The organism is Nocardia sp. NPDC049707 (genome assembly GCF_040674855.1).
GTDB lineage: Bacteria > Actinomycetota > Actinomycetes > Mycobacteriales > Mycobacteriaceae > Nocardia.
This window is the reverse complement of sequence record NZ_JBFANN010000019.1, coordinates 1-24503: the sequence shown is the minus strand read 5'-3', so window position 1 is coordinate 24503 and position 24503 is coordinate 1. Positions and strand designations below refer to the sequence as shown.

Below are 24503 nucleotides of genomic sequence, written 5' to 3'. Positions count from 1 at the left end.
GATATCGCTCTCCGTGTTAGCGGCGTACCCGCGCCGCGCGGGCATACACCCCGCCACCACTGATCGCGGCGCCGCTGATTCGGCGTTCGACGCGCGGGGATGCGGATCGTGACACCGATAGGCTCGGCGATTCATCGCAACCGGTGGAGTGGGCTGCGGTCTCATCGGTGCGGCGGCCTTGGGGCCGTCGTTACGACTTCCGGCAAGCTAGGAATTTGCTCGACGGCGGGGCAGAATATTCGCAGGGATGATTATCCAGGTGACCATTCGTACTCGACGGATCACTTCGCCCACCGATCGAGGGGCGAAACAGACGACATGCACCATGACGGAGAGCGCCCGAAAGGGCTCAGTGTTTCCGCGCTGGCGGCGGTAGCCAACCCGTCGTACTCGCGTATCGACACATGGAATCTGCTCGATGACGCGTGCCGTCGGCTTGCCGATGTCAACCGTGCCGGGCTGGACACCACCCGCGAAGTCGCCCGGGTGCGGCGCCTCCTCGATCGTCTCGGCGCCTACGAGCGGTATTGGCTGTACCCAGGCGCGGCGAGACTGGCGGCATTTCGCGGATATATCGCCGATCTGGCGACCGTGCGACTCACCGAGGAGGTGTCACTGGCCGTGCGCCTGCTCTCCGAGTACGGCGACGGTGCGGCTGAGTTCGACACCTCCGTGCCGTTGGCCGATCAGGAACTCGTGGCGCGGGCCAAACAGCAGCAGTTCATCACCGTGCTGCTCGGCGACGATACCCCACCCGAAGCGCCCGAGAGCCTGGCGCAGAGCCTGCGGGCGCTTCGCGACCCATCCGACGATGTGCAGTTCGAGCTGCTTGTCGTGTCGAGCATCGAGGACGCCATCACCGCAGTCGCGTTGAACGGCGAGATCCAGGCGGCGATCATCCGGCATGACCTGCCGCTTCGTTCCCGCGACCGAGTGCCGTTGATGACCACGTTGCTCGGCGCCAACGACGACGTGGTCGTGACCGACCGCACCCAGACTTGGGTCGAATGCGGCGAGTGGATCAGGCAGCTGCGGCCGCATATCGACCTGTATCTGCTCACCGACGAGTCGATCGCCGCGGAGACCGAAGAAGAGCCGGACGTCTACGACCGCACGTTCTATCGGCTCAACGATGTCACCGACCTGTACAGCACGGTGCTCGCCGGCTTCCGAAGCCGGTTCGCCACACCGTTTTTCGATGCCCTGCGTGCCTACGCGGCCGCACCGGTCGGCCAATTCCATGCCCTTCCCGTCGCGCGTGGCGCCAGCATCTTCAACTCCAAGTCGCTGCAGGATATGGGCGAATTCTACGGCCGAAACATCTTCATGGCCGAGACGTCGTCCACCTCCGGTGGGCTGGACTCGCTGCTGGACCCGCACGGCACGATCAGGACGGCGATGGACAAAGCCGCCAGGACATGGTGTGCCGATCAGACGTTCTTCGTCACCAACGGAACATCCACCGCGAACAAGATTGTCGTGCAGGCCCTGACCCGGCCGGGCGATATCGTCCTGATCGACCGCAATTGCCATAAATCGCACCACTACGGCCTGGTGCTCGCCGGGGCGTACCCGATGTATCTGGACGCCTACCCGCTCGAGCCGTTCGCGATCTACGGAGCGGTGTCCCTGCACACCATCAAGAAGGCGCTGCTGGACCTCGAGGCGGCCGGACAACTGGACCGAGTGCGCATGCTGCTGCTCACCAACTGCACCTTCGACGGCATCGTCTACAACCCCCGGCGCGTGATGGAGGAGGTTCTGGCGATCAAGCCGGACATTTGCTTCCTCTGGGACGAGGCGTGGTACGCGTTCGCGACGGCGGTGCCGTGGGCACGGCAGCGAACCGCGATGATTGCCGCCGCGCAACTCGAATCGACATTGTCATCGCCCTCCTATGCCGAGGAGTACCGCGTGTGGCGTGCGTCGATGCGCGACGTCGACCGCGCCGAATGGAGCAACCGCCGGCTGCTTCCCGATCCAAGGCGCGCGCGGGTACGCGTGTATGCGACGCATTCCACTCACAAGTCGCTGTCAGCGCTTCGGCAGGCGTCGATGATCCATATTCACGATCAGGATTTCAAAGCTCTCGTCCGTGAGGCGTTCGGTGAGGCGTTTTTGACCCACACCTCCACATCGCCGAACCAGCAACTGCTGGCGTCGTTGGACCTGGCGCGTCGGCAGGTCGACATCGAGGGCTTCCAGCTGGTCCGCAACGTCTACGACATGGCGCTGGTCTTCCGGCACCGCGTCCGCAAAGACCGGCTGATCGGCAAGTGGTTCCGTATCCTCGACGAGGCCGACCTGGTGCCCGATGAGTTCCGCCCCTCGGAAGTCAGCTCGTACCGGCAGGTCAGACAGGGTGGTTTGGCGGAGTGGAACGAGGCGTGGCGCTCCGATCAGTTCGTGCTCGACCCGACTCGGGTCACGCTGTTCATCGGCAAGACCGGCATGAATGGGTTCGAGTTCCGCGAGAAGATCCTGATGGACCGGTTCGGTATCCAGATCAACAAGACCTCGATCAACAGTGTGCTGTTGATCTTCACGATCGGCGTCACCTGGTCGAGCGTGCACTACCTGCTCGACGTGCTGCGTCGGATAGCCAGTGACTTCGAGCGCAGCCACAACGCGGCCGGTAAGGCCGATCACGACCTGCAACAGCGCCGGGTCGACGAGATCACCAAGGAGCTGCCGGCGCTGCCCGACTTCAGCGAGTTCGACAGCGTATTCCGTCCCGACGGCGCCAGCTCGTTCGGCGACATGCGATCGGCCTTCTACGCCGGGTATGAGGAGTCCGACCGCGAACACGTCCTGCTCGGCGACGCCGGGCGACGGCTCGCCAAGGGCAAGACCCTGGTGTCCACCACCTTCGTCGTCCCCTACCCGCCCGGCTTCCCGGTGCTGGTCCCGGGTCAGGTGCTCTCGCGGGAGATCCTGTATTTCCTGGCTGAGCTCGACGTCAAGGAAATCCACGGATACAACCCCGACCTCGGGTTGTCGGTCTTCACCGAGGCCGCGCTCACACGGCTGGCCGCGGGCCGGCTCGCACCTGCCGCGGCGTCCGACCGTGCGCCGGAGGCGGCTGCGGCGCCGTCCGACCGTGTGCGCCGTTCGTCTTCGACCCAGGTACTGGACCCCGGGATCAGCTTGCGCGGTGGATCGGATGCAGTCGCGTCAGCACACGCACCGCACCAGCGCGCGAAATAAGCTACGAGCTCACCTGGCGGCGCTGGAGTGAACATCGAACCGCTGTCGGTGCCCCGCATCGGCGAGGTCATCGACCTCATGAGCACCACCCCTATACCCCCGCACGGGGCGGGCGATCATGCTGCCGTTCGCCGTTCTCGCACAATTCCAGCGCAGTGCTCGCCCCGCCGAACGATGCAGGTTCCGCAATCCGGAAGGTGAGGAGTTCACCCGGCGCGATTCGGAGTTGCCGACGTGGCTTGCTCGAGGAGCCCGTGGACGAACACGCGGAGCCCCGTGGGGTAGATATCGCGGGACGCGAGCGCGGGCCACCGGTCGCCTATGGCGACCAGCTGTGGCACCAGGGAGGCGTCGTGGCCGCTGAAGAATGCCTCGGGGAGGGCGCGCAGCTCGGTGCCGGTAGGTCTGTCGGCGGAGTGGGCGCGGACCAGGATCTCGCCGACGGTGTAGTACCAGATGTTGCGGAAGATGTCGACCGCCTGCTCCGGCGTGCACCCGTGGTCGATGGCCGCGGCCACGATGGCTTCGACCATCCACAGTGCCGATGCGTCGAGGCGGGCGACAAAGCCGTCGGCGGTGAGAACTTCGGCGGCCCACGGCCAGTCCGCGAGGACGTCGTGCATCACGGTGGCAGCCACGACGATCCGGTTGGGTGGGTCCGCGGGCAGCCTGGGGCGTTCGACCTGCTCGACATGGTGATTGACAAGGAGGATCAGCAGGTCCTCCTTGTCCCGTATGTGGTGGTACAGGGTGGTCGCTCCGACACCGATCTCCGCCGCCAGCCGACGGATGGTCAGCGTCTCCCAACCGTCCCGGTCGATGAGTTGCCGTGCCGCGTCAACGATCTGCGCACGGGAGGTCAGAGGCGGTCGGCCGGTACGGCCGTTCGGTGCGGACGAGCGGGGCATCGTCCCATCATGCCCGGCGGCGGCGGTGCGCCAACTCTCGCACTCGACAATATTCGTCCCCGACTGCTACTTTCGGAACGTGTTCGAAAAGTCGCCCATCGCCACGACGATGGGAGAGCAATGACCACGACGGACATTGCCCTAACGAAGGAACGGTCAACAGTGCCATCGGATGTCGATTCGGTTGCGGGACAGAGCTTTACCGGGTTGCTACGACCCTTCCGATGGAGTTTCGCCGCGGTGGTCGTCTTGCAGGTCATCGGCGCCGTCGCAGGGTTGGCACCGCTGCTGGCGGTGGTCGAACTGGGGCGTACCTTGCTGCCTCCGGGTCCGATTGATCACGGTCATGTCTGGGTCGTCGTGATCGTCGGCGCAGCCGGACTGTTCGTGCGGTTGCTGTTCACGGCGGCGTCGTCGGGGATCGGCCACCTCCTCGACGGCCAGGTGCAGCTGTCGTTCCGTAGGCAACTGGCCGCGCGGCTGGGACACGTCCCGATCGGATGGTTCTCCCGGCGCCGGACCGGTGAGCTGGCGAAGGTGGTGGACGAGGACGTAAGCGCGGTGCACCCGTTCATCGCCCATGCTCCCGGCGAGCTGATCTCCGCATTCGTAGTGCCAGTGGTGTCGCTGGCCTACCTGTTCACCGTCGATTGGCGGCTGACGCTGATCACGCTGATACCGGTGGTGCTGGCCGTGGCGCTGGTCCCGCTGATGATGACGCCGACCAGGGTGCGCGAGCAGGAGGAATTCGATGCGGCCATGGGCCGGATCACGAACTCGGTCGTCGAGTTCGTGCAGGGCATCGCGGTGGTCAAGACATTCGGTGGATCCGACCGCGCCGATGGCAGATTCCGTACCGCCGCAGACGATTTCGTAGCCTCTTTCCACCGGTGGGTGCACGGCGTCTCAGCGGTCGCCGCGGGCATGCAGCTGGCGCTGTCGCCGCCGTTCGTGCTGCTGGTGGTGTCGATCGGCGGTGCGGCGCTGATCGGTGACGGCGGCCTGGCCCCTGCCGACCTGCTGCCCTTCCTGCTACTCGGACTGGGCCTGACCGCGCCGGTGGCGGCGCTCGGCCACGGCTTCGACGACCTGCAGGCGGCCCGCCGCGCGGTCGGCCGCATCCTGGACGTGCTGGCGGTGCAACAACTTCCGGAACCCGCGCGGCCGCGCGTGGCACAGGGGCACCGGGTGGAACTGCGCGAGGTCCGCTTCGGTTACGACCCCGAGCACGAGGTACTGCGCGGGATCGATCTGACGCTCGAGCCGGGCACGGTCACCGCGATCGTCGGGCCGTCCGGCAGCGGGAAGTCCACGCTGGTACAACTTTTGCCGCGGTTCTTCGACCCGACACACGGCGCGGTCATACTCGGCGGTGTCGACCTGCGCGAGCTCGATACCAGGGAGCTGTACCGCAACGTCTCCTTCGTCTTTCAGGACGTGCGTCTGCTGCGCGCCTCGGTCGCGGACAACATCGCCCTCGCGGTGCCGCACGCCGGCCGCGACGACGTGGAACGCGCGGCCCGACTGGCGAACATCCACGAGCGGATTCTCGAACTGCCACGTGGCTACGACAGCGTGATCGGCGTGGACGCCGAACTGTCGGGCGGTGAGGCGCAACGGATTTCGATTGCCCGTGCGCTGCTCGCCGACACGCCCGTGCTGGTTCTCGACGAGGCGACATCCTTCGCCGACCCACGAACCGAACAGGCCATGCGCCGGACGCTGGCAACCTTGGCGGGTGCCAGGACGACCCTGGTCATTGCCCATCGTCTGGAGACGATCGCCGACGCCGACACCGTGGTGATGCTCGAGCACGGCGCGATCGCCGAGTCCGGCGCCCCCGCGGAACTGCTGACGCGAAACGGAAAGTTCGCCGCGTTCTGGCAATCCCATCGATCCGCACTCGCCGATGACATCGATTGCGGCGCACCGCAAGGAAAGATCCGATGATCCGTATGCTGTTGCGCGTGCTCGGTACCGAGTACGCCGGGCCGGTGCGCCGCACCGTCGCCCTCATGACGACTACCGCGATCGCCGAGGGACTGTCCTACGCGCTGCTGGTTCCGGCGCTGCGGGCACTGTTCGGGGCGAACGCCGGCGCCGCCCGGCCCTGGCTGATCGCCTTCGGAGCGGCGGTCGCGGCCTACGCGGGCCTGCGCTACCGCAGCGATCTTTCCGGCTTCCGCGTCGGGACCACTCTGTTGCGCGGCATGTATCACCGCCTCGGTGATCATCTGGCCCAGCTGCCCATCGGCTGGTACAGCTCCGGACGCGTCGGGGAGGTATCCGTCCTGGCCAGCCGCGGCGTCCTGCAGGCGATCAGCGTGATCGCCCATCTGCTGATGCCGTTCATCAGCGCCGCCGTTACCCCCCTGACAATCGTTGCGGTGATGTTCGCCTTCAATTGGCAGCTGGGGCTGGCAGCCTTGCTCGCCGCGCCGGTTGTCGCCGCGATTCAGATCTGGGCCGGAAGCACCACGACCGCGACCGACGCACAGCGCCACGAACGCGACAACGAGGCCGCCGGGCGTGTCATCGAATATCTCCAGGCCCAGCCGGTGCTGCGGGCCGGCGGCCGCACCGGCGAACGCTTCGGGTTGCTCGACGATGCGTTGCGAGAGGTCCAGCGCGCGTCCCGCCGCTCCGCGCTCTCGGCGTTGCCGAGCGTCATTGGCTTGACCCTCATGGTGCAGGCCATGTTCACGGTGGTGCTGACCCTGGCCGCCTACCTGGCGCTCGGCGGGAAGATCAGCGCGGCAGAGGTTTTGGCGATCCTGGTGCTCGCGGCTCGCTGTGCGGACCCACTGCTGTCGTTGTCGGACATCGGCGGCAAACTCCGCGGCGCGCGCTCGGTATTGGCGCAACTGGACGCGGTCCTTCGCACCGAGCCCCTACCGCAGATGGGCCGGCCGATCCGGCCCGCGCACCACGGTGTGGATTTCGAAGCCGTCACCCACGTGCACAACGGCGGCACTGTGCTCGACAACCTGTCGCTGACCGTGCCCGAAGGACAGCAGGTCGCCATCGTCGGACCGTCGGGTGCGGGCAAGAGCACGCTGCTGCGGCTGCTCGCCCGGTTCCACGATGCGAACGACGGTTGCGTACGCGTCGGCGGCGTGGATGTGCGCGCGATCGACTCCGGCGTGCTCATGGAACAGATCGCCATCGTCTTCCAGGAGGTCTACCTCTTCGACGGCACCATCGAGGACAACGTCCGCCTCGGCCGCCCCGACGCCACCGACGACGAGGTCCGCGCCGTCGCCACCGCCGCACGCCTGGACGAGGTGATCGACCGCCTGCCCGCGGGCTGGGCGACGAACGTGGGCGAGGGCGGCGCCCTGCTCTCCGGCGGTGAACGCCAACGGGTTTCGATCGCCCGAGCCCTGCTGAAGAACGCCCCCATCGTCTTACTCGACGAGGTCACCTCCGCCCTGGACCCGATCAACGAGATCGCCGTCCATGAAGGCATCGAACGTCTTATGAAAGGCAGAACCGTGATATTGGTCGCCCACCGCCTGCGCACCGTCCAACGCGCCGACCGCATCGTCTTCCTCGACAACGGCCGTATCGTCGAATCCGGCACTCACAAGCAACTCTTGCGCAACGCGGGCAGCTACGCCGACTTCTGGGCCATGTCCCTGACACCTGCGACGGGTGAGTGACACCGTGACCGCCGAATCCATCAATCGCCGAATCGATATCCGGATGAGTCCGCGGGACCTCATCAACATCGGACTGTTCGGCGCGCTCTACATCGTGACAGTGGGCATATTCAACCTGCTCGAATTCATCAATCCCGTCGTGACACTGCTATCGGTCGCGGCGAGCATTGTGGCGGGGGGCGTGCCCTTCATGCTGTTTCTCACCAGGGTGCGCCACGCGGGCATGATCACCGTGTTCGCCGTCATCGTGACCGGTTTCATGATCCTCATCGGGAGCCCGCCGATCGGTTTCGCCGTCGGGGTGGCGGCGGCGCTGGTCGCCGAAGGGCTGCTGTGGCTGGGCCGCTACCGTTCGCCGCGCGCGAGCGTGCTCGCCTACGCCGCATTCAGCGCCTGGTTCATCGGGCTGTTCCTGCCGTTGTTCTACGCCCGCGACGAATTCCTGTCCAGCTCGTATATGCGGGAAATGGGTGCGAGCTATATCAAGCAGTTCGACACCTTGCTGTCACCGGCCGTGCTGCTCGGCTTCGACCTGGCCACGCCGGTATTCGGCCTGATCGGTGGCGCGTTGGGAGTTCAATTGTTGGACAAGCACTTCCGGAAGGCTGGGCTGGCATGACGAGCACCGTTGCGCGTCAGGGTCGAGCCGGGGCAGGTGGCATCGGCGCGGCGCCAGCGGAAGCATCCGGCAGTCGGTGGGCGCTGGACCCGCGCACCGCAGTGGTACTGCTTCTGGCCGCGAGCATTGCCGTAACGGCACCCGGTGGTGTGCGGTTCGTTCCGGCAGCAGTGACCGCCGGTGTGCTGCTGGCGATTTCCGAGCGTGCGTGGACGCGCGCGGTCGGGTTGCCCGTGGCCGCGGGGGCCGCCGCAGCGGTGGCCTATCTGCTGCCGCAGGTTGCCGCGTGGCCGGTACTCGGGCTCGTCGGGGTCGTCGCCGCGTACGGGTTGCGGCTGTTGGCCGTCGGCGGCATTGCAGCACACCTGATCCGGACCATCTCGCCGACCCGGCTCACCGCCGCGCTGAGGTCGGCACGGGTGCCCAGGGCATTTACCGTCTCCGGTGCGGTGCTCCTGCGATTCCTACCCACCATCATCGCCGAATCGCGGGCGGTGCGCGATGCCATGCGGCTGCGCGGGCTCGGCGGTTGGGGGAAGATGCTGCGGCATCCGGTGCGGAGCATCGAGCATTTCACGGTGCCGCTCATGGCGTCGAGTCTGCGCGCCGCCGAGGATCTTTCGGCGTCGGCGCTGCTGCGCGGGCTCGGCTCGCCAACTCCCCCGACGTCGATGCATCCGCCACGATTCGGCCGCGCCGATGCCATGGCCGCTGCCGTGGCCGTCATTCTTGCGGCGGCGACGATATGGTGGGGGGCCGGGCAATGATCCGGCTGAAGGATATCCGGTGGACCTATCAGGGCAGCGCCACAGCCGTGCTCGACGGGCTGGATTTGCACATCGCGCCCGGTGAGACGGTTGTGGTGTGCGGGCCGAGCGGATCCGGCAAAAGTTCGGCGCTCCGCCTGATGAACGGTCTCATCCCACACTTTCACGAGGGAACCCTCGCGGGCGAGATCCGGGTCGCCGGGAAACCGATCACCGATCTCGCGCAGATCGGACATCTGACAGGAAAGGAACAGTGCTGCAGCATCCGCGCCGCCAGTTCTTCACCGACGCCGTCGACACCGAATTGGCTTTCGCGCTGGAGAATTTCGGCGCCGACCCGCAGCGCATCCGTGACCAGGTCGGCGCGGTCGTCGCCGACCTCGGCCTTGCCGATTTCGCCGGCAGCCGACTGCGGGAGCTGTCCGGCGGCCAGCAACAGCGGGTGGCGTGCGCGGCCGCGGTCGCTCATGAACCGCCGCTGCTGCTACTCGACGAACCGACTTCCAACCTCTCGCCACAGGGCATCACCGAACTCACCGCGGTGCTGCGTGGCATCCGGGAGCGCGGAGTGACCCTCGTCATCGCCGAACACCGCCTGTACTATCTGCGTGAACTCGCCGACCGGATCGTCGTCCTCCGCGATGGCCGCGTCGAAAAGGTATTGGCCAGAGCCGAATTCGCTGGACTCACCGACGAGATGATGCGCGCGGCGGGCCTGCGCAGCCTCGATCCACCCGCCGATCTCTCGATGACACCGGCTTTCGCGTACGGACCCAGCGTTGAGTCAGGAGTAGGCCGGACGGCAGCGGGTACGGTCGACCAGAACGCCCCGGTCGCAACACTATCCGGACCGGACGCGGGCGGCGGGATCGTACTGCGGGATATTGTGTGCGCCTTTCGGGGGCACCGCGTACTCGACATTACGAAGGCGCATCTGCCCGCCGGTGTCATCACCGGCGTCACCGGCCCCAACGGTGCAGGCAAGAGCACCCTGGCCCGGATCCTCGCCGGCCTGCAACCGCACGGCGGGCGGGTACTGCTCGACGGCCACCCACTGTCTCGCTCGCGGCGCCAGCGTGCGTCCGCGATCGTCATGCAGGACGTGCAGCGGCAACTTTTCACCGACAGCGTCACCGCCGAACTGCGCCTCGGCGCGATTGCGGAGCATGCGAGCAGCGCCGACACTGTGCTCGCCGAACTGGACCTCGATGGCTACCGCGACCGGCACCCACTATCGCTTTCCGGCGGCCAGCAGCAGCGCTTGGTCGTCGCCACGAGCCGCCTCAGCGGCCGCCGCATCGTCATCTTCGACGAACCCAGCTCGGGCATCGACCGCCGCCACCTGCATTCGATGACGCAAACCATGCGCGACGTCGCCACAGGTGGCGCGGTGGTCGTCCTCATCAGCCACGACGCCGAACTACTCACCCTCGCCGCAGATCAGGAACTGCGCCTGCGCCCGATCCGGCCACGAGGGTGAATCGTCCTTCAGCGCTTGACGTTGCCGCCGACACGGCATGCGTTGCAGGTTCGACCACCAGAAACGCATTGCCCCAGAGGGCGTCTCACGAACGAACGTCTGCTGACACGCCCCGCCGGAGGATCGCATCGGATCCGACTTCCTCGCAGCTGATGCGAGTGACCAGACCCGACTCTCTGTCCAGCCTGATCAGTGGCTGTGCCGAACATCGTTGGACTTTCAGACCGGGACCCCGAAGATGCCGCCGGGACAAGGAGATCTGGCAGCATCAGCCAGCCAGGGGTTGTGGACCGACCGATCCTGAGGCTACAGCTCTACCCGTGGTGGTGCTGGTCGAGCTCGTGGCGTCCGTGTGGGCGTCGCCGAACAGCAGAAGCTGGTGAGCCGAAGAGAGGGTTGCGACCGAAGCGCGGCCGCGCGACCAGATCGAGGTCAGTCGACGCCCACCTCGGCCGTACCGTTGAACACCTGCACCCCATGCTGATTCGTGGTCCGGAGGGCCAGTTCGGCTACGGTGCGCCCCTTCGCGCCCTCCCGCAGGTCGACCACCTCGACCCGCGCTATGAGGGTGTCGCCCGGCCACACCTGCGAACCGAACCTGCCTCCGAACCCGAGGACGTTCGCGTGCCCAAATCGGTCGGTGATCGCGCGTCCCGTCATGCCCATCGTGAGCATGCCGTGCGCGAACACTCCCGAGAATCCGCGCTCGCGGGCGTAGACGTCGTCGCTGTGGAGGGGATGGAAGTCGCCGGAGGCGCCCGCATACATGACGATGGCGGTACGCATGAGGTCCTCGACGAGGACCGTGGTCCAGGCGCTTCCGACCGCGAGATCGCCTGCGGCGGAGACATCCTCAGGCACCTCCCGGACAGCGTGACCGGCATCCACGGCTCCGCCTTGCGCGGCCGGCGGCTTGTGCTCCACGAACGCCGATACCCACCGCGCAGTGGCGACGACGTCGCCGCCGGAATCCCGGTAGTCCGTGAGGATCTCGCTGAACGTGAGCGTCCCCGCGCGACGCCCGCACTTCTCCCACGTCGCGCCGGGTCGCGCGTCTGCGGTCAGGGCGTCGCCGGCCCGCACCGGGCGGTGAAACGTGAAGTGCTGCTCCATGTGGAAGCCGGATGGCGCGGCGTTGCCGTCCCCGGGCGGTCGCGATCCGATCCACGACGCACCCGGCCGAGGCCTGCGCGAGTACGTCGGGTCGAAGTGGTCCGCCGCCATGAGGAAGGTCGGCGGGGCCACCAGCGCGTCCGCGCCAGTCGCGGACAGGCGACCGACGTCCTCGAACGCGGAATCGGTGTCTCCGATCGCCCGCGCGAACTGCATGAGGTGGGAACCGTGCACGACGAACCCGTACATGTGACCTGCCTTCAGACGGAGAGGACGATCTTGCCGAAGAAGTCCGACATTTCCATGAGCTTGTGGGCGTGCGCAATGTCGAAATCGCCGAGAATCCAACGAAGTTCGGGATGTGTGACTTATGTGCGGACCTCGCCCGCCCCTGATCCCTGGTAGTCGTCTTCTCGCCCTGGGTTGTCAATCGCTTGTGTCATCCAGGGAGGACACCTCTCACTGCCAAGCTATGCGGTCTCCTCGTAATGTATGGCGTGCTCGGCGGCGATGGGGTTGATCTTGACCGGGTCCAGAGCGCCGTCGGTCAACACGGACGAACCGGCTTCGAACAGGTCCTCCAAGTAGCATTCCCAACCGCCGGGCGAGGAGATCTGCACCACGCGCGGCGGCGGATTCGACGCGCACCGCAGGGCGTGCGGAATGCCGTGTGGCAATAGGACGAACGTGCCCTTCGCCGCTGTGAGTGAGTGGTCGTCGAAATCGACACCGAGTTCGCCGTCCAGGACGTATATGCACTCGTCTGCGACATGGTGGGTGTGCCGGGGAATGTCCCGCGCCACCGTGACTTCGAGCAACGAGAATCTGCCCTCGGTGTCGTCAGTGCGGGCCTTCACCGCGAATGCGGGCGGCAGCGGGATGCGCCCCGGCCGTGTTTCACCTACTGGGAGAAACAGGAATCGATCGGACATGAACTGATTTCCTCTCAGGATCTAGATACTTGCGGAACATATTGTTCCACTGATGTGGAACAATATGCCCCATAAGTTGGCGTGGTGCAAGATGTTCCGAAAGATGGTCCGGAGAGGGGCGATACCGTGAACGACGAACAGTGGCCGAGCACGAGTGCCGCCCGCGGGCCGGATCCGCGTGTGGTGCGCAGCAGGGAAGCGGCTCTGGAGGCGGCGCGAGAGCTGCTCGTAGAGCAGGGCTGGAGTGGGGTCACGCATGTCGCGGTGGCGGCTCGCAGCGGCGTCGGCCGGACCACGCTGTACCGGCACTGGCCGGAGGTGACAAGCCTGCTGTTCGACGCGATCGCCGGGCGCATCGAACAGGTCCGCACCGCGCCCACCGGGGATTTGCGTGCCGACCTGTGCCGCGAGCTGGATGGTCTGCGGCAACTGCTGCACGACCCGGTCGGAGAACTCGGCATGCGCGCCGTCATCGATCGAGCCCCGTTCGACCCAGCCTTCGGGCACCTGAAAAAGGCTCTGTACCAGGCTGGTTCGGCCGGATTCCGGGCGATCCTCACCAACGCCTCGACCCGTGGCGACCTTGCTCCTGGCGCCGACATCGATCTCATCGTCGACCAGCTGGCCGGTCCGCTGATCTTCCGCAGACTCCTCGCCGACCGAACCATCGACCCGAGCTACATCGAGATCGTCGTCGACGACGTCTGCAAGCTCCACGGCAACGAACCAAGTGCGACAGCGCACGCACCGCATCAGCGCGCGAAATGAGCTACGAGTTCTACCTGCAGGAACGGATCTATTGAGCGCGGGTGGACCGCGTGTGCGCCACGACATTCATCAGGTGACGCCGCTGATGAATCATCCGCTTACGGGATGTCGGGGTGCGGTCACCGAGCGCTGACTTCGCTGTCCAGTGGTCGGGCCTGTGCGAGAATCTCGTCGACGGTCTGCTCCACGGTGAGATCGGAAGTGTCCAACCACAATCCGATGCGCGGGGTCTGTGTCCGCAGCACCTCGTCCAGGCTGTCGACGGTGAATCCGTCGTAGGCAACCTTGTCCCGGCCTGCCTCGCGCGCCGCGACCGCGGCCGGTTTCGGCGCGAGTACCACCACGTATCGCGGCCGGGTCCGGATGCGGTCGACGGTGTAAGGCAGGAACTCCCCGAGCACGACATCTTGGATGATCGCGGTGAATCCGGCCGCGGCATACGCATCGGCGGTCTGCGCGGCCAGCGTGTGCCGTAGCCGCAGTTGGTCCATTGCCTCCGCGGACGGTTCCGGACTCATCTCCGCCCGGCCGCCGATGATGAAGCGCCGGAACGTATCTCCGCGCACATGCGCCGAGCGCGGCAACCGCTGTGCCAATGCCTGAGCGACCGTGGACTTCCCGGCGGCCTGGATACCGGTGATCAGATAGACGGCGGATTCCATATCCACCATGATCGCACCCGAGCGCCACTCATTTTCCGCCGACGTTCCCCGAATCTGCCCAGGAATCCTGAAGCTGTCAGGGAAGGGCTGGTCGCCGCGGATGGCGAGAATCCGGCGACGATCGCGTCACCAGTTGTCGGGATCATCGCCGCGAAGTCGCTTCAGGGCCAGATCGATCCAGGTTTCGAAGTAATTGGTGAGATCGCGGGTGGTGGCGGGCCGGACGGTGATGTGTTCGCGGGTTTGCTGCTGAACGTATCGGCCGTCGCCTTCGGTATCGAACCATCCGATGGCGTACCAGGGAGCCGGGCGGCTGTGCAGGTATCCGGTGAGCAGGCCGGCGAGGCCCGCGCCGGATCGGTGCTGAGTGAGACGATCGAAGCGTTCCAGCGGACTGTTGCGGCCATGGCCGTGGCCGTTGTTGCCGGAACGCAAGTCCTCGACATGGAAAGTGTCCGGTTTGGCGCTGCCCGGAGGAACCGAGGGCAGGATGGCGGCCAAGCGTGCCGCCAGTTGTTCGGTGCGGAACAGCCGACAGCGGATGGGGCTGTCGACACTGCCCGCCGCGGTCTGGGTGAGCATCACCGCGTGATAGGGGGTCCGGGCACCGAGGACACGGTATTCGCGGGATTCGCCATTGCCGAGAACTGTTGAGTCACCGGCGATTTCGATGCGCAGCTCGGACGTGGTGAGCGTGTGCAGGGCGAGGTTGATCTGCTCGATTTCTTCGACATCGTAGCGGGCGCGCACGGCGGCCCGATGCAAGGCGACCTCGTCGTTGGTGGCCAAGCGGCTGACATAGCGCAGCGGGTGCGGGAACCGGTCGTTCGCGTCGCTGTACCATAGCGCCGCGAAATCGTCTGGTTCCCAACTCCATTCGGCCATCGTGGTCATCCAATCAACATCATGCGGCGGCCCGGTAGCGCCCCGGGTACGGTGTGGGCACCTCGGGACAGGCAGCGGGCCAACGAAATCCAGGTAATATGCACTTCGGCCGCCGATATTTCGACTGGCGGCCGGGATCAACGTGGTGTCTATCCGGGTTCGGCGTGGTCGCCGCCGATCACACCACGGGGAATAGTCTTCGGGGCGGGCCCGAGCAACTCTTCGGTGTTCTCCATGTTCCGAAGCCACTCGGGGAGCTGATGGGACTCGTCGTCACCCTTGGATTGACCACGGCCAGCGCCCATTCCACCCATTCCCGCCATGCCCAAGGTGCCGGTGCCGGTGGTCCCCGCACGTGCCACGTTGGCTGTCGTGCCGGTACCGTTCGGTGTGCCGGACACGGTGCTGCCGGGCTTGCCCGAGGTACCGCCCAGGCCGCTGCTGTTGCTGCCGGGTCCGCCCGGGTAGCTGCTGTTGCTGCCTGGTCCGCCCGGGTAGCTGCTCGGCGTCGTCGAAGTGCTCGTCGTGGGGGTCACCGAACTCGGCTGGGTAGCCGAGGTGCTCGACGGGGTCTGCGGCGACGAATCGGTACTCGTGGGAGTAGTCGACGACGGATCCTGCGAATCGCTCGTCGTCGGATCGGTGGCGGGCTCCGAATCTTCCTTCTGGTCGCCGGTGCCCTGGTCGCCACTGCCCTGGTCGCCGGTTCCGGACGTCGGGTTACCGCCACCGTTTCCAGTTGTCCCCGGGGTGTAGCCGTTGTTGTTGGTTTCGGGCGGCTGGTACAACGGATCGGTCGGGCTGTTCGGCACTGGCAGCACCGGAATCTGCTTATCCGCGGATACAAATGTATCGACGTAATGACTGCGCATGGCTTCCCGGGCGGTACTCTCGCAATCGTTGCGCACCGCAGCAGAATTGGGGCCGTGGTAGATACCCAGATTCCAACTCTTCGGGTTGTACCACGATCCCCCGTCCGGTGGTTTGTCCGCGGCGTTTTGGGTGTCGTTGACTCCCTTGGCCGCCGCAGACACCCGATCCGCGAGGTTCTGCAACGGGGTCGTCAAGTCCAATGCGCTCTTGGCGTATTTGCTGATCGCGTCCCGTGAACTCTTCGCGGCAGCACCGTCCCAAGCCGCCGAACTCGAATGATTGATCCGGTTGGCGAAAAGTTCCGCCGCCGAAGCCCATCGCGTGGCGATCTGGGCATACTCACCGGAACCGTTGTTCGCCTCGGTTGTATTCAGCGGAGTGAACGCGTTGTAGATCTTCCAGTGATTCCAGCTGTCGACATTTTCACCGCCGCCGGGAATTTTCGATGGCTCATTCGAATCGGTCATTTCGAGGCACCGACGGCCGGGGGTGTTGTCACGCCGAGTTGGGTCAAGTGGCCGATCTGGCTGTCTTCGACATTCGCCTTCAACTCGTTGTAGCGAGCGGCGAATTCTTGATCCTGCTCAGCGAGAACCACACCCCGGACCACACCACTCCAGCTGGCCATCTTGTCCTCCCGCACCGGTGCCATCCCAGACCTGGGGTCGGACCGGCTTCCCCGCCCCCGCAAGCTCGTCTAGACCGTACCGGCCAGGTCACCAGCGCGCAAAGCATTCACCGCGGCTGCCGTCCTGAAGGAACGTTGAATCAAGAGAACCCCAGAAGCGCCTGGGGTTCCTATGATTTCACACTCACAAGCTACTCAGGACGGCTCGAACTCCCCGCCCTGCACACCCGCCGTGAACGCATCCCACTCGGCGGGACTGAACACAAGAGCCGGGCCTGTGGGGTTCTTCGAGTCCCGTACTCCGACCATGCCCCCATCGAAATGTGCAACCTCCACGCAGTCTTTCGTCGAGCTGCTGCGGCTGCTCTTGTACCACTTCGCCCCGGACAGATCGACACTCACGCTCTGTGCTCCTTCGCCACAGCCAGGATCTTTCGCCTGGACTTGCTCTCATCCAACGCTACACGTCCGATCTCGGCGAGCGCAGTCCGATAAGGTTCTACCTCCGCTTCACGTTCCAGGTACAAGTCACCCCTGTATTCCTCCACGTAGACGATCGGCGGTTCCGTGAGCTTGGACTGCGGCAAGCGCGGAAACTCCATGAGTGAGCACGATCCGACGAGCACACCGAGATGGTTGCGGGCATTGAACGGGACAACTCGTATCGAAACGTTTGGCAGGGCACCGACTTCGGCCAGATGCCCTAACTGTTCACTCATCACCGCCGGACCGCCCATCTCCTCGCGCAGAACAGCTTCCGACAGCAATATCTCGACAGTAAACCCCGGATCCTCCAAGCGTCTCTGCCTGCGTATTGCCCACTCAATTCTCTTCTCTATCAGTTCAGAAGGCAGATCGGGAGACTCGATCCAAGCTATCGCACGGCGGTAGTCCGGGGTCTGGAGCAGACCCGGAAGTACAGCCAACTTCCACGCCGTCAGGCGACTGGCCGCCTCCTCCAAGGCCAGGTAGTGGTCGAAATCCCCAGTGATCTGATCGGCGTACGAACGCCACCAGCCCCCACCGCGTTCCCGCGCGGCCCGCACCTCCTGAGCCAGCCCCAACAGGATTCGCCGTTCCTCATCGGTGGTCCCGTAGGCATCACACAGAGCGTTGACCTGAAAGCTGGTGATCCGAGTCGATCGCCCTTCCTCGATGCGGCCGATCGATTGCGGGGAGGTTTCGGCCAGCCTGGCCGCTTCGGCTTGATACATGCCCTTGACCGTCCGCAATCGGCGCAGTTCACGACCGAGGGCACGACGCGCAAGGGTACTGCCGGCAACGCTCATATCGTTAGCCTCACTAGGTATTGACCGGAATTTTGGAAGCCGTCAGCAGGTGGCGCTCACGTGGCGGTATCCGCGGAGAAAGTTTGGCGATATTACGACGGAAGCGGGCGATTGGGGATGCCTTTTTCCGAAAGTCGGGTGTGTACTTACATCACCCCGGTAGCGGGGAAGCACCTAATGCCTAAGCGAATCCCTTTGTATCACAGGCAGTTCAGGTTTCCCACCGGGCATTCCAGACCATCACACCCACGTTCGGAGTATCCGCATGCACGGCCTGCCGGAAACAAACCATAGCGAATTGCCTGTGATGGCAATCGAATACGCGCATGTAATCATGCAGAGCCACATGGACTGTCCGGCGTCGATATGCCCGGTCAAGGCGCAGGCGAAGAAGCGGCTCATCGACGCCGGCCGATTCGTTCCGGCCGATATTCCGCACATCGGGTTCTGATATGGCCGCCGATCCCGTCCAGCGCCGGTATCCGAACCACGCGACGCCACCGGCCCAGATGCATAGGGAGATCGCCCGCGACAGGCACGCCGACTGCACGGTGCGGACGTGTGAAATGTTGCGCGGCTGTTGGACATGCCTGATCGAGATGGGACATCCGCACCCCACCGATTCGGCAGCCGACTCCCCCACCGGCACCAGATCGTCTGCCTGACAACAGATCTCCACTACTGAACAACCAAAAGGGTGCTGTCCAATGCCTGCTCAGATCACCGCGATGATCGTCCTGCTCACCCCCCTCTCTTACAGGGTGTGGCTGGCCTACGCAGTGAGGAAACTCCACGCCGATGTGGGCGTGACGAACGCCGGTCAGGCCGGCCGATGACTGCCAAAGAGCCAAACCGCCGCCAATCACCGACTACAGACCGCGATTCGCCACTGCCGCAACGTGATCCGTTCATCGGACCACCAGCCACCCACAGCGGGGCGCCAGCCGATGTGGTCGAGCTGTTCGCGGACGCGGTCCGCGAGTGGGCAGATCAGCCGGTGCCCACCGAGTCGTCCCGGTGCCGGGGTGTCGAGTCCCCCGGCATCGGGCGTGCCAACCAGGAGGGGGCGTGATGCGCCGAGACAGGTTGCGGACCACCCGAACCCAGTACGATCGCAAGGTCGCCGTATGGCAGTTGGCAGGGATCTCGGCCCGCATCTTGCGTGTGCAATTCACTGCCGAGTCGTTCACTGCGTATCACCTGCCCGCGCGCACATCGCTTTCGACAGCGCGACCCGGAACGGTTGTGTTCGATCCATATCCCGATCTGGCGGCCGCTCGGGAGTTACTCCCGAAGCACGACGACCTGTGGGACGCGCTTCGCGATGACTACTGGGCCGCACTGATGAACACGGAGGATCTCGCGCTGTAGCCGAGGGTAGGGATGGGACCGGGGTTGCCACTGGTAAAGGCTCGTATTCAAGTAGTCCGTATGCCCGCGGCGGTCATCCTGCGGTGCCGGTTCAGGAAGCGGTCAACGATCTTCCATCCAAATCCGGTTGGCATTGTTTTGCGCCGCCACCACGGTGCCGCCAGCCGTTCCGGTGGCCCCCAGGCGATCTCCATCCCAGACCGTGGTGTTCTCCAGCGGATTCGTCGCCGCTCGTCCGTCGACGATGACATAGAGGTCGAACCTGCCGATCTTCCCTGTCGCAGGACTGGTCAGGGTGATCTGGCTATCACTGTTGACCGTGTACTCCACCACGTCATATCTTTTGCCGTTCATATCTCTGAAGTACAGCTCGCTGGCCCCTTGCAGACCCGACCCGGTCACGGTGATCTGAGTGCCGCCCCAGTTCTTAACTGTGCTGGGACTCAGCCCTGTGATTACAGCCATCGTCCTACCCCTCCTCCGAATTGACTGTGAGCGCGACCGCCACCAAGCCCTACTACTGCGGGGTAGCGCTGCGCGGTGCCGAAATCGACGCATAGCTAATCTTCAGCAATCAAGTAGAGCAGCTTCGCTACCCGGCCGGGCCGGAATCCGTGCACGCGGCCCGATCCGTGACCATGAAGTCTGCGGCCGGCGTTTTCGCCCAAAGGCGGTGACATCTCTTGGGACGGGATATAACGGATGATCTGACAATCCGAGCCGAACCCATATGACCCGGCCTAAGATTGGTAATCCGCGCCCGCTGGCGCGCAGGCGTCTCCAACCGTGTGAAGGAGGACCTATGCCAGGCAGCGCGACAATCGAGGAGAGCGTCGCGGTCGGACGTGCAGCACGTGAGATCGTGCCGCGTCACACGCTAGCTGAATCGGATCCGTCCCACCGTTCGTGCAGCGCGCTGGAGATCCTGTTATCCCAGCATGCGGAGCGGGACCCGGATCTGCTGCCGATCCGTTACGGCCGGATGAGCGCCTCGCCGTGGACCTATTTGCGCGGCGCGGCGGCGGTGATGGCGGCCGATCTCGCCCGGTCGCCCAACACCGGATTGACCGTGCAGTTGTGTGGTGACGCACATGTGCTCAACTACGGGCTGTGGGCTTCGCCCGAACGGAATCTGACATTCGACCTCCGCGATTTCGACGAGACGCTGCCTGGTCCGTTCGAGTGGGACGTCAAACGGCTGGCTGCGAGCCTGGTGGTGTGCGCGCAGGAGAACGCGCTGCCCGACGAAACGGCCGACGCGGCCGTCACCGCCGCGACCACCTCATACCGAACACATATGCGCGACTACGCAAAGATGTCGGAACTCGACATCTGGTACGACCGCATCGACGCGGCCACGCCGTTGGCCTCGCTGGCTCCTCGTGACCAAAAAGAAGTGCGCGCCCTGATCGCGAAACAGGCCAAAAATCGCACCAGCGTAGGCGCATTCCAGAAGATGACCGAAGTCCGCGACGGCCGGCGGCGGATCACCGAGAAGCCGCCCTTCCGAGCGCATTTGGACCGGCCCGAGAACCGCGACGAAGCCGAGATCGCCCGGCAGGTGTTCGAAACCTACACCGCTTCAGTTCCCGAACAGCTCACCCGGCTACTCAGCCGCTTCACAATGTCGGATGTGGTGCGACAGGTCGTCGGTGTCGGCAGTGTCGGCATGCGCGTGTATCTGCTACTGGCAGAAGGCCGCAGCGGCGAAGCGCCGTTGTTCCTCCAGGTCAAGCAGGCCGGAACCGCGGTCTACGAGCCGCACCTGGGACCGAGCGCGCAGGACAACCACGGGCACCGCGTAGTGCTCGGCCAGCACTTGATGCAGTCGGCGACCGACCTGTTCACCGGGTGGACCCGATTGGAAGGGCAGGACTACTACGTACGACAGTTCCGCGACATGAAGATCATCCCGGATGGTCGCCAGATCGCGCCCTACCTGACCGAATTCGCCGGGTCTTGCGCGCATGCGTTGGCAAAGGCCCACGCGCGCACCGGCGATCCGGTGGCCATCACCGCCTACATCGGTAAGGGCCGTGCCTTTGCCCGCGGAATCGGGGAATTCGCGCGTGCATACGCGAGACAAACCCGCGCCGACCACGCCGACCTGGTCACCGCCATAGCCAACGGCCAGATCGAGACCGCGCCCGGCTGGTGATCCGACGCGGTCCGCTGCGCAGACCGTCACCCGGACAATTCATCGGCATGGATATGCGTGACGCCTCGACGGAACCTCGAATTGAGGATACCGCTTGACCGGCGTCGTCGGACGAGACCCCATCTCGCACAGACGGCGCTGGTCGTGGGTTCCGGGCACACAACCGGCCGAGGGGGTGCCTGCGTTCAAAGGGGCAGTGGCCGGCGGGCTTCGCCGGTTCCGATCGGATTGAATTCGATTGGACCAGTGGCGATCTGGCCTATCGTGATGCCGATGAATATCGATGCGCTGCAAGTGCTGGCCTGAGCCGCAAAGTAGTTTCGGGGCCTGATGGGGTGCTCGCGGGACTGGCGGAGCTGCTCGCGGACATCCCGGCCAACCACGTGCCGGGATGATGACCAATCCGCTCTGCGTTCAGTCGGTCGCCCAGCGATCGAGGAAGGCGTGCCCGCTGCTCACGATGTGCCCCTCCCACTCCGTGCCATGGGACCAGGTGAGATTGCGTAGAACGGTATGGGCGGCATAGACGAGGGTCGCACCCGGGGCTGTGGTTCTGCCGATCTCGTGCCGCAGCTGCTCGCCGATTTCGGACTCGGCCTTGGGCCATGCCATGAGATCCCAGTCGGTGGTGACCAGATCGTAGCTCGCGTCGCCGTCTCGGCAGGCCTGCCAATCCAGTACGGCAGTGATCCGCCCGTCGACCGTCAGGAGGTTGGCGGGCCCGAAGTCGAAGTGCACCACATCATTCGGGATTTGCTGCGGCACCGCGGCATCCAGTGCCTGCTCGCGTAGTCGCGTCAGCAGCCGCTCGGCCGGGCCCGTGCATCCGTCGAGCACCGACGGGCGGCACAGCGGGCTACGGTCCCGCAATAGGCCGTCGGTGAGGAACTCCCACCAGTCCCAGCCGGCGCCCAGGCCCGCACCGCGCTGCGTCCGCACGACATCGATCAGCTGCCGCAGCGTGTCTTCGGTGAGTTCGTCGACGGGGCTACCCTCGGCGAATTCCTGTAGTTCGAACAGGGATTCGCCGACTCGCCCGGCCGCGACTTCCTCCGGTATGGGGCAGCCACGCTGCCGCATACGTGCCAGTCGGCGAGCTGTCGGCCCGCTCGCCTCGGCGGCGTCTTCGTGCCACGGTCGCCGCTTGAGGACGAGCCTGCGCCCCGCGGAATCCTCGACCAGATAGGCGCCCTCGTCGCCACGTTCGAATCGCCGAATCAGGTGCAGCCGCAGGCCGTGCTCCTGTTCCAGCCGTGGCAGCATCGCGGCGGCCTGCTGCTCACCGGTTTCCCACATCAGTTGCCATCTCCTGATTTCCTTCCGACACAGTGCATTTCGATATCCGGCTCGGCGTCCGTTCAGGCCCTTCTGCTCTAGTATCGCAACGCCTCGCCCGCACCCTCGGAATCAACTCGAAGCCGCCATCCGATGGCAACGCCCCACCGCAGGAGACTGGACCACCAATGCCGCCGACATCAGCCGACATAGTCAATGAAAACTCAGCAGCTCTGGCGACCACGTATCCGGAGGCTCCTCAACTGGTCACGAGCACATGAACTCTACTTTGCGGCTCGGGCCAGCTTCAGGATTCCGGGGCTGATCATGCCGTCGACGTCCGCGCTATTGGGCAGATAGCCATCGTCGGTGAGCTCGAGTTTCTCGTCCGGGTCGTACGTCACGCGGCAAGAGTACGGGCCGGTTCGGTGGAATTTCCGGGGAACGGATGTTCGAATTCTGACCTCCGATAAGCGGGCCCTCTTGGTCGTTAGAAGGGCGAGTCGCTGGTGTCGTAGTGGCTGCGACGGGCACCAATTTCGCCGAGGGCTGCCGCCAACTGGTCGCGGTCGTCGCCGTAGAGGCCGGATAGGCCGAGTCTGGTGATCACCTTGTCGACCAGGTCGGCGGTCCACCGTGCGGGGTCGTTCGCGTCCAAGTGCAGGTAGTAGCGGAACACGTCGAAGTCTTCGACGACGATGTCGGTGAGATTCGGGGTGTTCTGCGCCCGCAGAGCCGGTATGTCCTGGCCGGGCAGCAGCATGACGAGCACCAGGCCGTGGATGTAGAAGCGGCGCCTGGTTGTCTCACCGATCCAGTTCTTCGCGGCCAGGGTGTTCGCGCGTACCTGGTTCATCGGGTTGTGGTCGACGTCGTTGCCGTAGATGTCGGCGATCCGCCCGTCGTCCATCCGCCACGGCCCGTTCGGCGGCACGACGAGCACTCCGTCCTGGCGGGTGCGGAATCCCTTGACCTCCACCGCGATACACCGCTGGGGTGTCCAGATCAGCGCGTCGAGCTGGCGACTGTAGCCGCGGTCGGGGACCTCGATGTTCAGCAACGCCACCCCCGGCTGTCCGGGACTCCACTGCACCCATTGCGCAAGCCGCTTCTCGGCGGGCGAGAGCTCCGAACCGTCGTTGATCAACAGCAGCACAGCGACCTCCCCACCTCGCGCGAAACTCAAGCGTATCCCGCGAACCACTCTCTGCGCGTTGATGTTTCAGAATCCGAACGAAACTGTCGCCCGGCGAGGAGGGTTCACGAACAATGGAGGTATGGGCCGCCACCGAGCCCGCCGCCGGTGTCCTTGCTGCCGAACGGCACTTCCCCGCGACGCTCATCCCCGGCGCCGCTACTGCTTCCCGGCCTGCGTCGCCCGCGCCTACCGGGCCCGCAAACGGTTCGGTGCGGTGTACGAGCAGGTACTCGCCGCCGGCCCACGCCTGGTCGCCGCCCAGGAGCCCGAGGTCGGGATCCGCTGTCCCGGGTGCGGATGGTGGATCTACCCAGGCGGGCGGGACCTGCGCGCCGATGCTCGTCACTGCTCACCGACCTGTCGGCAACGCGACTATCGCCGCCGCAAGCGCGAAAAAAGTTTGTGATCATGGCGCGTAGCCGTGACAGTGTCACGCCTGCTGTCATGATCAGCGCCGATCCTGTCGGTACCCCACTTCACACTGGCCGAAATCCATGCCCAACCCCAGGTGTGCCCGCTCATCCGCATCAGCATCGGCGTCGAGGCCCCGTCCTCGGCAGCGTGCGTGAGCTTCGAATGACGAAGCTGAAGCAACGTGAAGGGTTCCCGCGGGAAGTCGGCGGTGTGGCGCTCGAACAGTTCCAGGGCTCGCCGGTAGGACAACCTGCCCCGCCGGGTGCCGGGGTCGTTTACCTCTCAGGTAATCGA

22 protein-coding genes and 1 pseudogene are annotated in these 24503 nt (G+C 65.2%); 11 read left to right on the top strand and 12 right to left on the bottom strand.

All coding sequences use genetic code 11. The features are described from left to right. Positions 1 to 318: 318 nt before the first annotated feature. Positions 319 to 3207, top strand: a complete 2889-nt coding sequence (locus tag AB0J29_RS18370; RefSeq protein ID WP_364787021.1) for an aminotransferase class I/II-fold pyridoxal phosphate-dependent enzyme — start codon at positions 319 to 321, stop codon at positions 3205 to 3207. Positions 3208 to 3413: 206 nt separating this feature from the next. Here AB0J29_RS18370 and AB0J29_RS18365 read toward each other — a convergent pair whose 3' ends face one another. Beyond that, positions 3414 to 4115: a TetR/AcrR family transcriptional regulator gene (locus tag AB0J29_RS18365; protein ID WP_364787018.1), complete on the bottom strand. Its 702-nt coding sequence runs from the start codon at positions 4113 to 4115 to the stop codon at positions 3414 to 3416. Positions 4116 to 4277: 162 nt separating this feature from the next. Here AB0J29_RS18365 and AB0J29_RS18360 point away from each other — a divergent pair, with 162 nt between their 5' ends. The 6 genes and pseudogenes from AB0J29_RS18360 (at position 4278) to AB0J29_RS18335 (ending at position 10643) form a co-directional block, all read left to right on the top strand. After that, positions 4278 to 6065 (top strand): ABC transporter ATP-binding protein, encoded by a 1788-nt coding sequence (locus tag AB0J29_RS18360; protein ID WP_364787015.1) that lies wholly within the window; start codon positions 4278 to 4280, stop codon positions 6063 to 6065. Further along, on the top strand, positions 6062 to 7777 hold the full coding sequence (locus AB0J29_RS18355; protein ID WP_364787011.1) for an ABC transporter ATP-binding protein: 1716 nt from the start codon (positions 6062 to 6064) through the stop codon (positions 7775 to 7777). Before AB0J29_RS18360 ends, AB0J29_RS18355 begins: the two co-directional genes overlap by 4 nt. Beyond that, a complete protein-coding gene (locus AB0J29_RS18350) occupies positions 7770 to 8396 on the top strand; it encodes an MptD family putative ECF transporter S component (protein WP_364787009.1) in 627 nt (208 codons plus the stop codon). Before AB0J29_RS18355 ends, AB0J29_RS18350 begins: the two co-directional genes overlap by 8 nt. Continuing rightward, positions 8393 to 9163, top strand: coding sequence for an energy-coupling factor transporter transmembrane component T (locus tag AB0J29_RS18345; RefSeq protein ID WP_364787006.1), 771 nt, complete (start codon positions 8393 to 8395; stop codon positions 9161 to 9163). The genes AB0J29_RS18350 and AB0J29_RS18345 overlap by 4 nt, the downstream gene beginning before the upstream one ends. Then, positions 9142 to 9330: pseudogene (locus AB0J29_RS18340) on the top strand (ATP-binding cassette domain-containing protein); the annotation flags it as partial. The gene AB0J29_RS18345 and the pseudogene AB0J29_RS18340, both read left to right, overlap by 22 nt. A gap of 86 nt (positions 9331 to 9416) precedes the next feature. After that, positions 9417 to 10643, top strand: coding sequence for an ABC transporter ATP-binding protein (locus tag AB0J29_RS18335; protein ID WP_364787003.1), 1227 nt, complete (start codon positions 9417 to 9419; stop codon positions 10641 to 10643). A gap of 432 nt (positions 10644 to 11075) precedes the next feature. Here the strand turns inward: AB0J29_RS18335 and AB0J29_RS18330 are convergent, their stop codons facing one another. After that, positions 11076 to 12005 (bottom strand): MaoC family dehydratase N-terminal domain-containing protein, encoded by a 930-nt coding sequence (locus AB0J29_RS18330; protein WP_364787000.1) that lies wholly within the window; start codon positions 12003 to 12005, stop codon positions 11076 to 11078. Between the two features lie 221 nt (positions 12006 to 12226). After that, complete coding sequence (locus AB0J29_RS18325) at positions 12227 to 12688, bottom strand: cupin domain-containing protein (protein WP_364786997.1); 462 nt, start codon at positions 12686 to 12688, stop codon at positions 12227 to 12229. A 126-nt stretch (positions 12689 to 12814) separates the two neighbouring features. Between AB0J29_RS18325 and AB0J29_RS18320 the strand changes: the two genes are divergently transcribed. Further along, on the top strand, positions 12815 to 13456 hold the full coding sequence (locus AB0J29_RS18320) for a TetR/AcrR family transcriptional regulator (RefSeq protein WP_364786994.1): 642 nt from the start codon (positions 12815 to 12817) through the stop codon (positions 13454 to 13456). Between the two features lie 119 nt (positions 13457 to 13575). Here AB0J29_RS18320 and AB0J29_RS18315 read toward each other — a convergent pair whose 3' ends face one another. The 6 genes from AB0J29_RS18315 to AB0J29_RS18290 form a co-directional block, all read right to left on the bottom strand. After that, complete coding sequence (locus tag AB0J29_RS18315) at positions 13576 to 14118, bottom strand: AAA family ATPase (protein WP_364786991.1); 543 nt, start codon at positions 14116 to 14118, stop codon at positions 13576 to 13578. A gap of 126 nt (positions 14119 to 14244) precedes the next feature. Beyond that, positions 14245 to 15012 (bottom strand): ESX secretion-associated protein EspG, encoded by a 768-nt coding sequence (locus AB0J29_RS18310; RefSeq protein ID WP_364786988.1) that lies wholly within the window; start codon positions 15010 to 15012, stop codon positions 14245 to 14247. 140 nt (positions 15013 to 15152) lie between these two features. Next, entirely contained in the window at positions 15153 to 16343 is a 1191-nt protein-coding gene (locus tag AB0J29_RS18305) for a hypothetical protein (RefSeq protein WP_364786985.1), read from the bottom strand. Then, on the bottom strand, positions 16340 to 16504 hold the full coding sequence (locus AB0J29_RS18300; RefSeq protein ID WP_364786982.1) for a hypothetical protein: 165 nt from the start codon (positions 16502 to 16504) through the stop codon (positions 16340 to 16342). The genes AB0J29_RS18305 and AB0J29_RS18300 overlap by 4 nt, the downstream gene beginning before the upstream one ends. Before the next feature lie 195 nt (positions 16505 to 16699). Further along, the gene (locus AB0J29_RS18295; RefSeq protein WP_364786979.1) at positions 16700 to 16906 is read right to left on the bottom strand and encodes a DUF397 domain-containing protein; all 207 of its coding nucleotides are present in this window, start codon (positions 16904 to 16906) and stop codon (positions 16700 to 16702) included. Further along, positions 16903 to 17793: a helix-turn-helix transcriptional regulator gene (locus tag AB0J29_RS18290; protein WP_364786976.1), complete on the bottom strand. Its 891-nt coding sequence runs from the start codon at positions 17791 to 17793 to the stop codon at positions 16903 to 16905. Before AB0J29_RS18290 ends, AB0J29_RS18295 begins: the two co-directional genes overlap by 4 nt. 265 nt (positions 17794 to 18058) lie before the next feature. On the opposite strand from AB0J29_RS18290, the gene AB0J29_RS18285 reads away from it, so the two are divergent. Both AB0J29_RS18285 and AB0J29_RS18280 read left to right on the top strand, forming a co-directional pair. Beyond that, a complete protein-coding gene (locus AB0J29_RS18285; RefSeq protein ID WP_364786973.1) occupies positions 18059 to 18244 on the top strand; it encodes a hypothetical protein in 186 nt (61 codons plus the stop codon). 617 nt (positions 18245 to 18861) lie between these two features. Further along, positions 18862 to 19164: a hypothetical protein gene (locus tag AB0J29_RS18280; protein WP_364786970.1), complete on the top strand. Its 303-nt coding sequence runs from the start codon at positions 18862 to 18864 to the stop codon at positions 19162 to 19164. Between the two features lie 102 nt (positions 19165 to 19266). On the opposite strand, the gene AB0J29_RS18275 is transcribed toward AB0J29_RS18280, so the two are convergent. Then, positions 19267 to 19629: an IPT/TIG domain-containing protein gene (locus tag AB0J29_RS18275; protein ID WP_364786967.1), complete on the bottom strand. Its 363-nt coding sequence runs from the start codon at positions 19627 to 19629 to the stop codon at positions 19267 to 19269. Positions 19630 to 19966: 337 nt separating this feature from the next. On the opposite strand from AB0J29_RS18275, the gene AB0J29_RS18270 reads away from it, so the two are divergent. Continuing rightward, positions 19967 to 21322, top strand: coding sequence for a DUF2252 domain-containing protein (locus AB0J29_RS18270; protein ID WP_364786964.1), 1356 nt, complete (start codon positions 19967 to 19969; stop codon positions 21320 to 21322). Positions 21323 to 21736: 414 nt separating this feature from the next. On the opposite strand, the gene AB0J29_RS18265 is transcribed toward AB0J29_RS18270, so the two are convergent. Further along, complete coding sequence (locus AB0J29_RS18265) at positions 21737 to 22618, bottom strand: aminoglycoside phosphotransferase family protein (protein ID WP_364786961.1); 882 nt, start codon at positions 22616 to 22618, stop codon at positions 21737 to 21739. Positions 22619 to 23087: 469 nt separating this feature from the next. Further along, entirely contained in the window at positions 23088 to 23783 is a 696-nt protein-coding gene (locus AB0J29_RS18260) for a nuclease-related domain-containing protein (RefSeq protein WP_364786958.1), read from the bottom strand. Positions 23784 to 24503: the final 720 nt, after the last annotated feature.

What these genes read in the sequence shown, in the direction of transcription:
- AB0J29_RS18370 (WP_364787021.1), top strand. Translation starts at nt 319, where the DNA reads ATGCACCATGACGGAGAGCGCCCGAAAGGGCTCAGTGTTTCCGCGCTG.
- AB0J29_RS18365 (WP_364787018.1), bottom strand. Translation starts at nt 4,115, where the DNA reads ATGCCCCGCTCGTCCGCACCGAACGGCCGTACCGGCCGACCGCCTCTG.
- AB0J29_RS18355 (WP_364787011.1), top strand. Translation starts at nt 6,062, where the DNA reads ATGATCCGTATGCTGTTGCGCGTGCTCGGTACCGAGTACGCCGGGCCG.
- AB0J29_RS18345 (WP_364787006.1), top strand. Translation starts at nt 8,393, where the DNA reads ATGACGAGCACCGTTGCGCGTCAGGGTCGAGCCGGGGCAGGTGGCATC.
- AB0J29_RS18330 (WP_364787000.1), bottom strand. Translation starts at nt 12,005, where the DNA reads ATGTACGGGTTCGTCGTGCACGGTTCCCACCTCATGCAGTTCGCGCGG.
- AB0J29_RS18325 (WP_364786997.1), bottom strand. Translation starts at nt 12,688, where the DNA reads ATGTCCGATCGATTCCTGTTTCTCCCAGTAGGTGAAACACGGCCGGGG.
- AB0J29_RS18315 (WP_364786991.1), bottom strand. Translation starts at nt 14,118, where the DNA reads ATGGAATCCGCCGTCTATCTGATCACCGGTATCCAGGCCGCCGGGAAG.
- AB0J29_RS18310 (WP_364786988.1), bottom strand. Translation starts at nt 15,012, where the DNA reads ATGACCACGATGGCCGAATGGAGTTGGGAACCAGACGATTTCGCGGCG.
- AB0J29_RS18305 (WP_364786985.1), bottom strand. Translation starts at nt 16,343, where the DNA reads ATGACCGATTCGAATGAGCCATCGAAAATTCCCGGCGGCGGTGAAAAT.
- AB0J29_RS18300 (WP_364786982.1), bottom strand. Translation starts at nt 16,504, where the DNA reads ATGGCCAGCTGGAGTGGTGTGGTCCGGGGTGTGGTTCTCGCTGAGCAG.
- AB0J29_RS18290 (WP_364786976.1), bottom strand. Translation starts at nt 17,793, where the DNA reads ATGAGCGTTGCCGGCAGTACCCTTGCGCGTCGTGCCCTCGGTCGTGAA.
- AB0J29_RS18285 (WP_364786973.1), top strand. Translation starts at nt 18,059, where the DNA reads ATGCACGGCCTGCCGGAAACAAACCATAGCGAATTGCCTGTGATGGCA.
- AB0J29_RS18275 (WP_364786967.1), bottom strand. Translation starts at nt 19,629, where the DNA reads ATGGCTGTAATCACAGGGCTGAGTCCCAGCACAGTTAAGAACTGGGGC.
- AB0J29_RS18270 (WP_364786964.1), top strand. Translation starts at nt 19,967, where the DNA reads ATGCCAGGCAGCGCGACAATCGAGGAGAGCGTCGCGGTCGGACGTGCA.
- AB0J29_RS18265 (WP_364786961.1), bottom strand. Translation starts at nt 22,618, where the DNA reads ATGTGGGAAACCGGTGAGCAGCAGGCCGCCGCGATGCTGCCACGGCTG.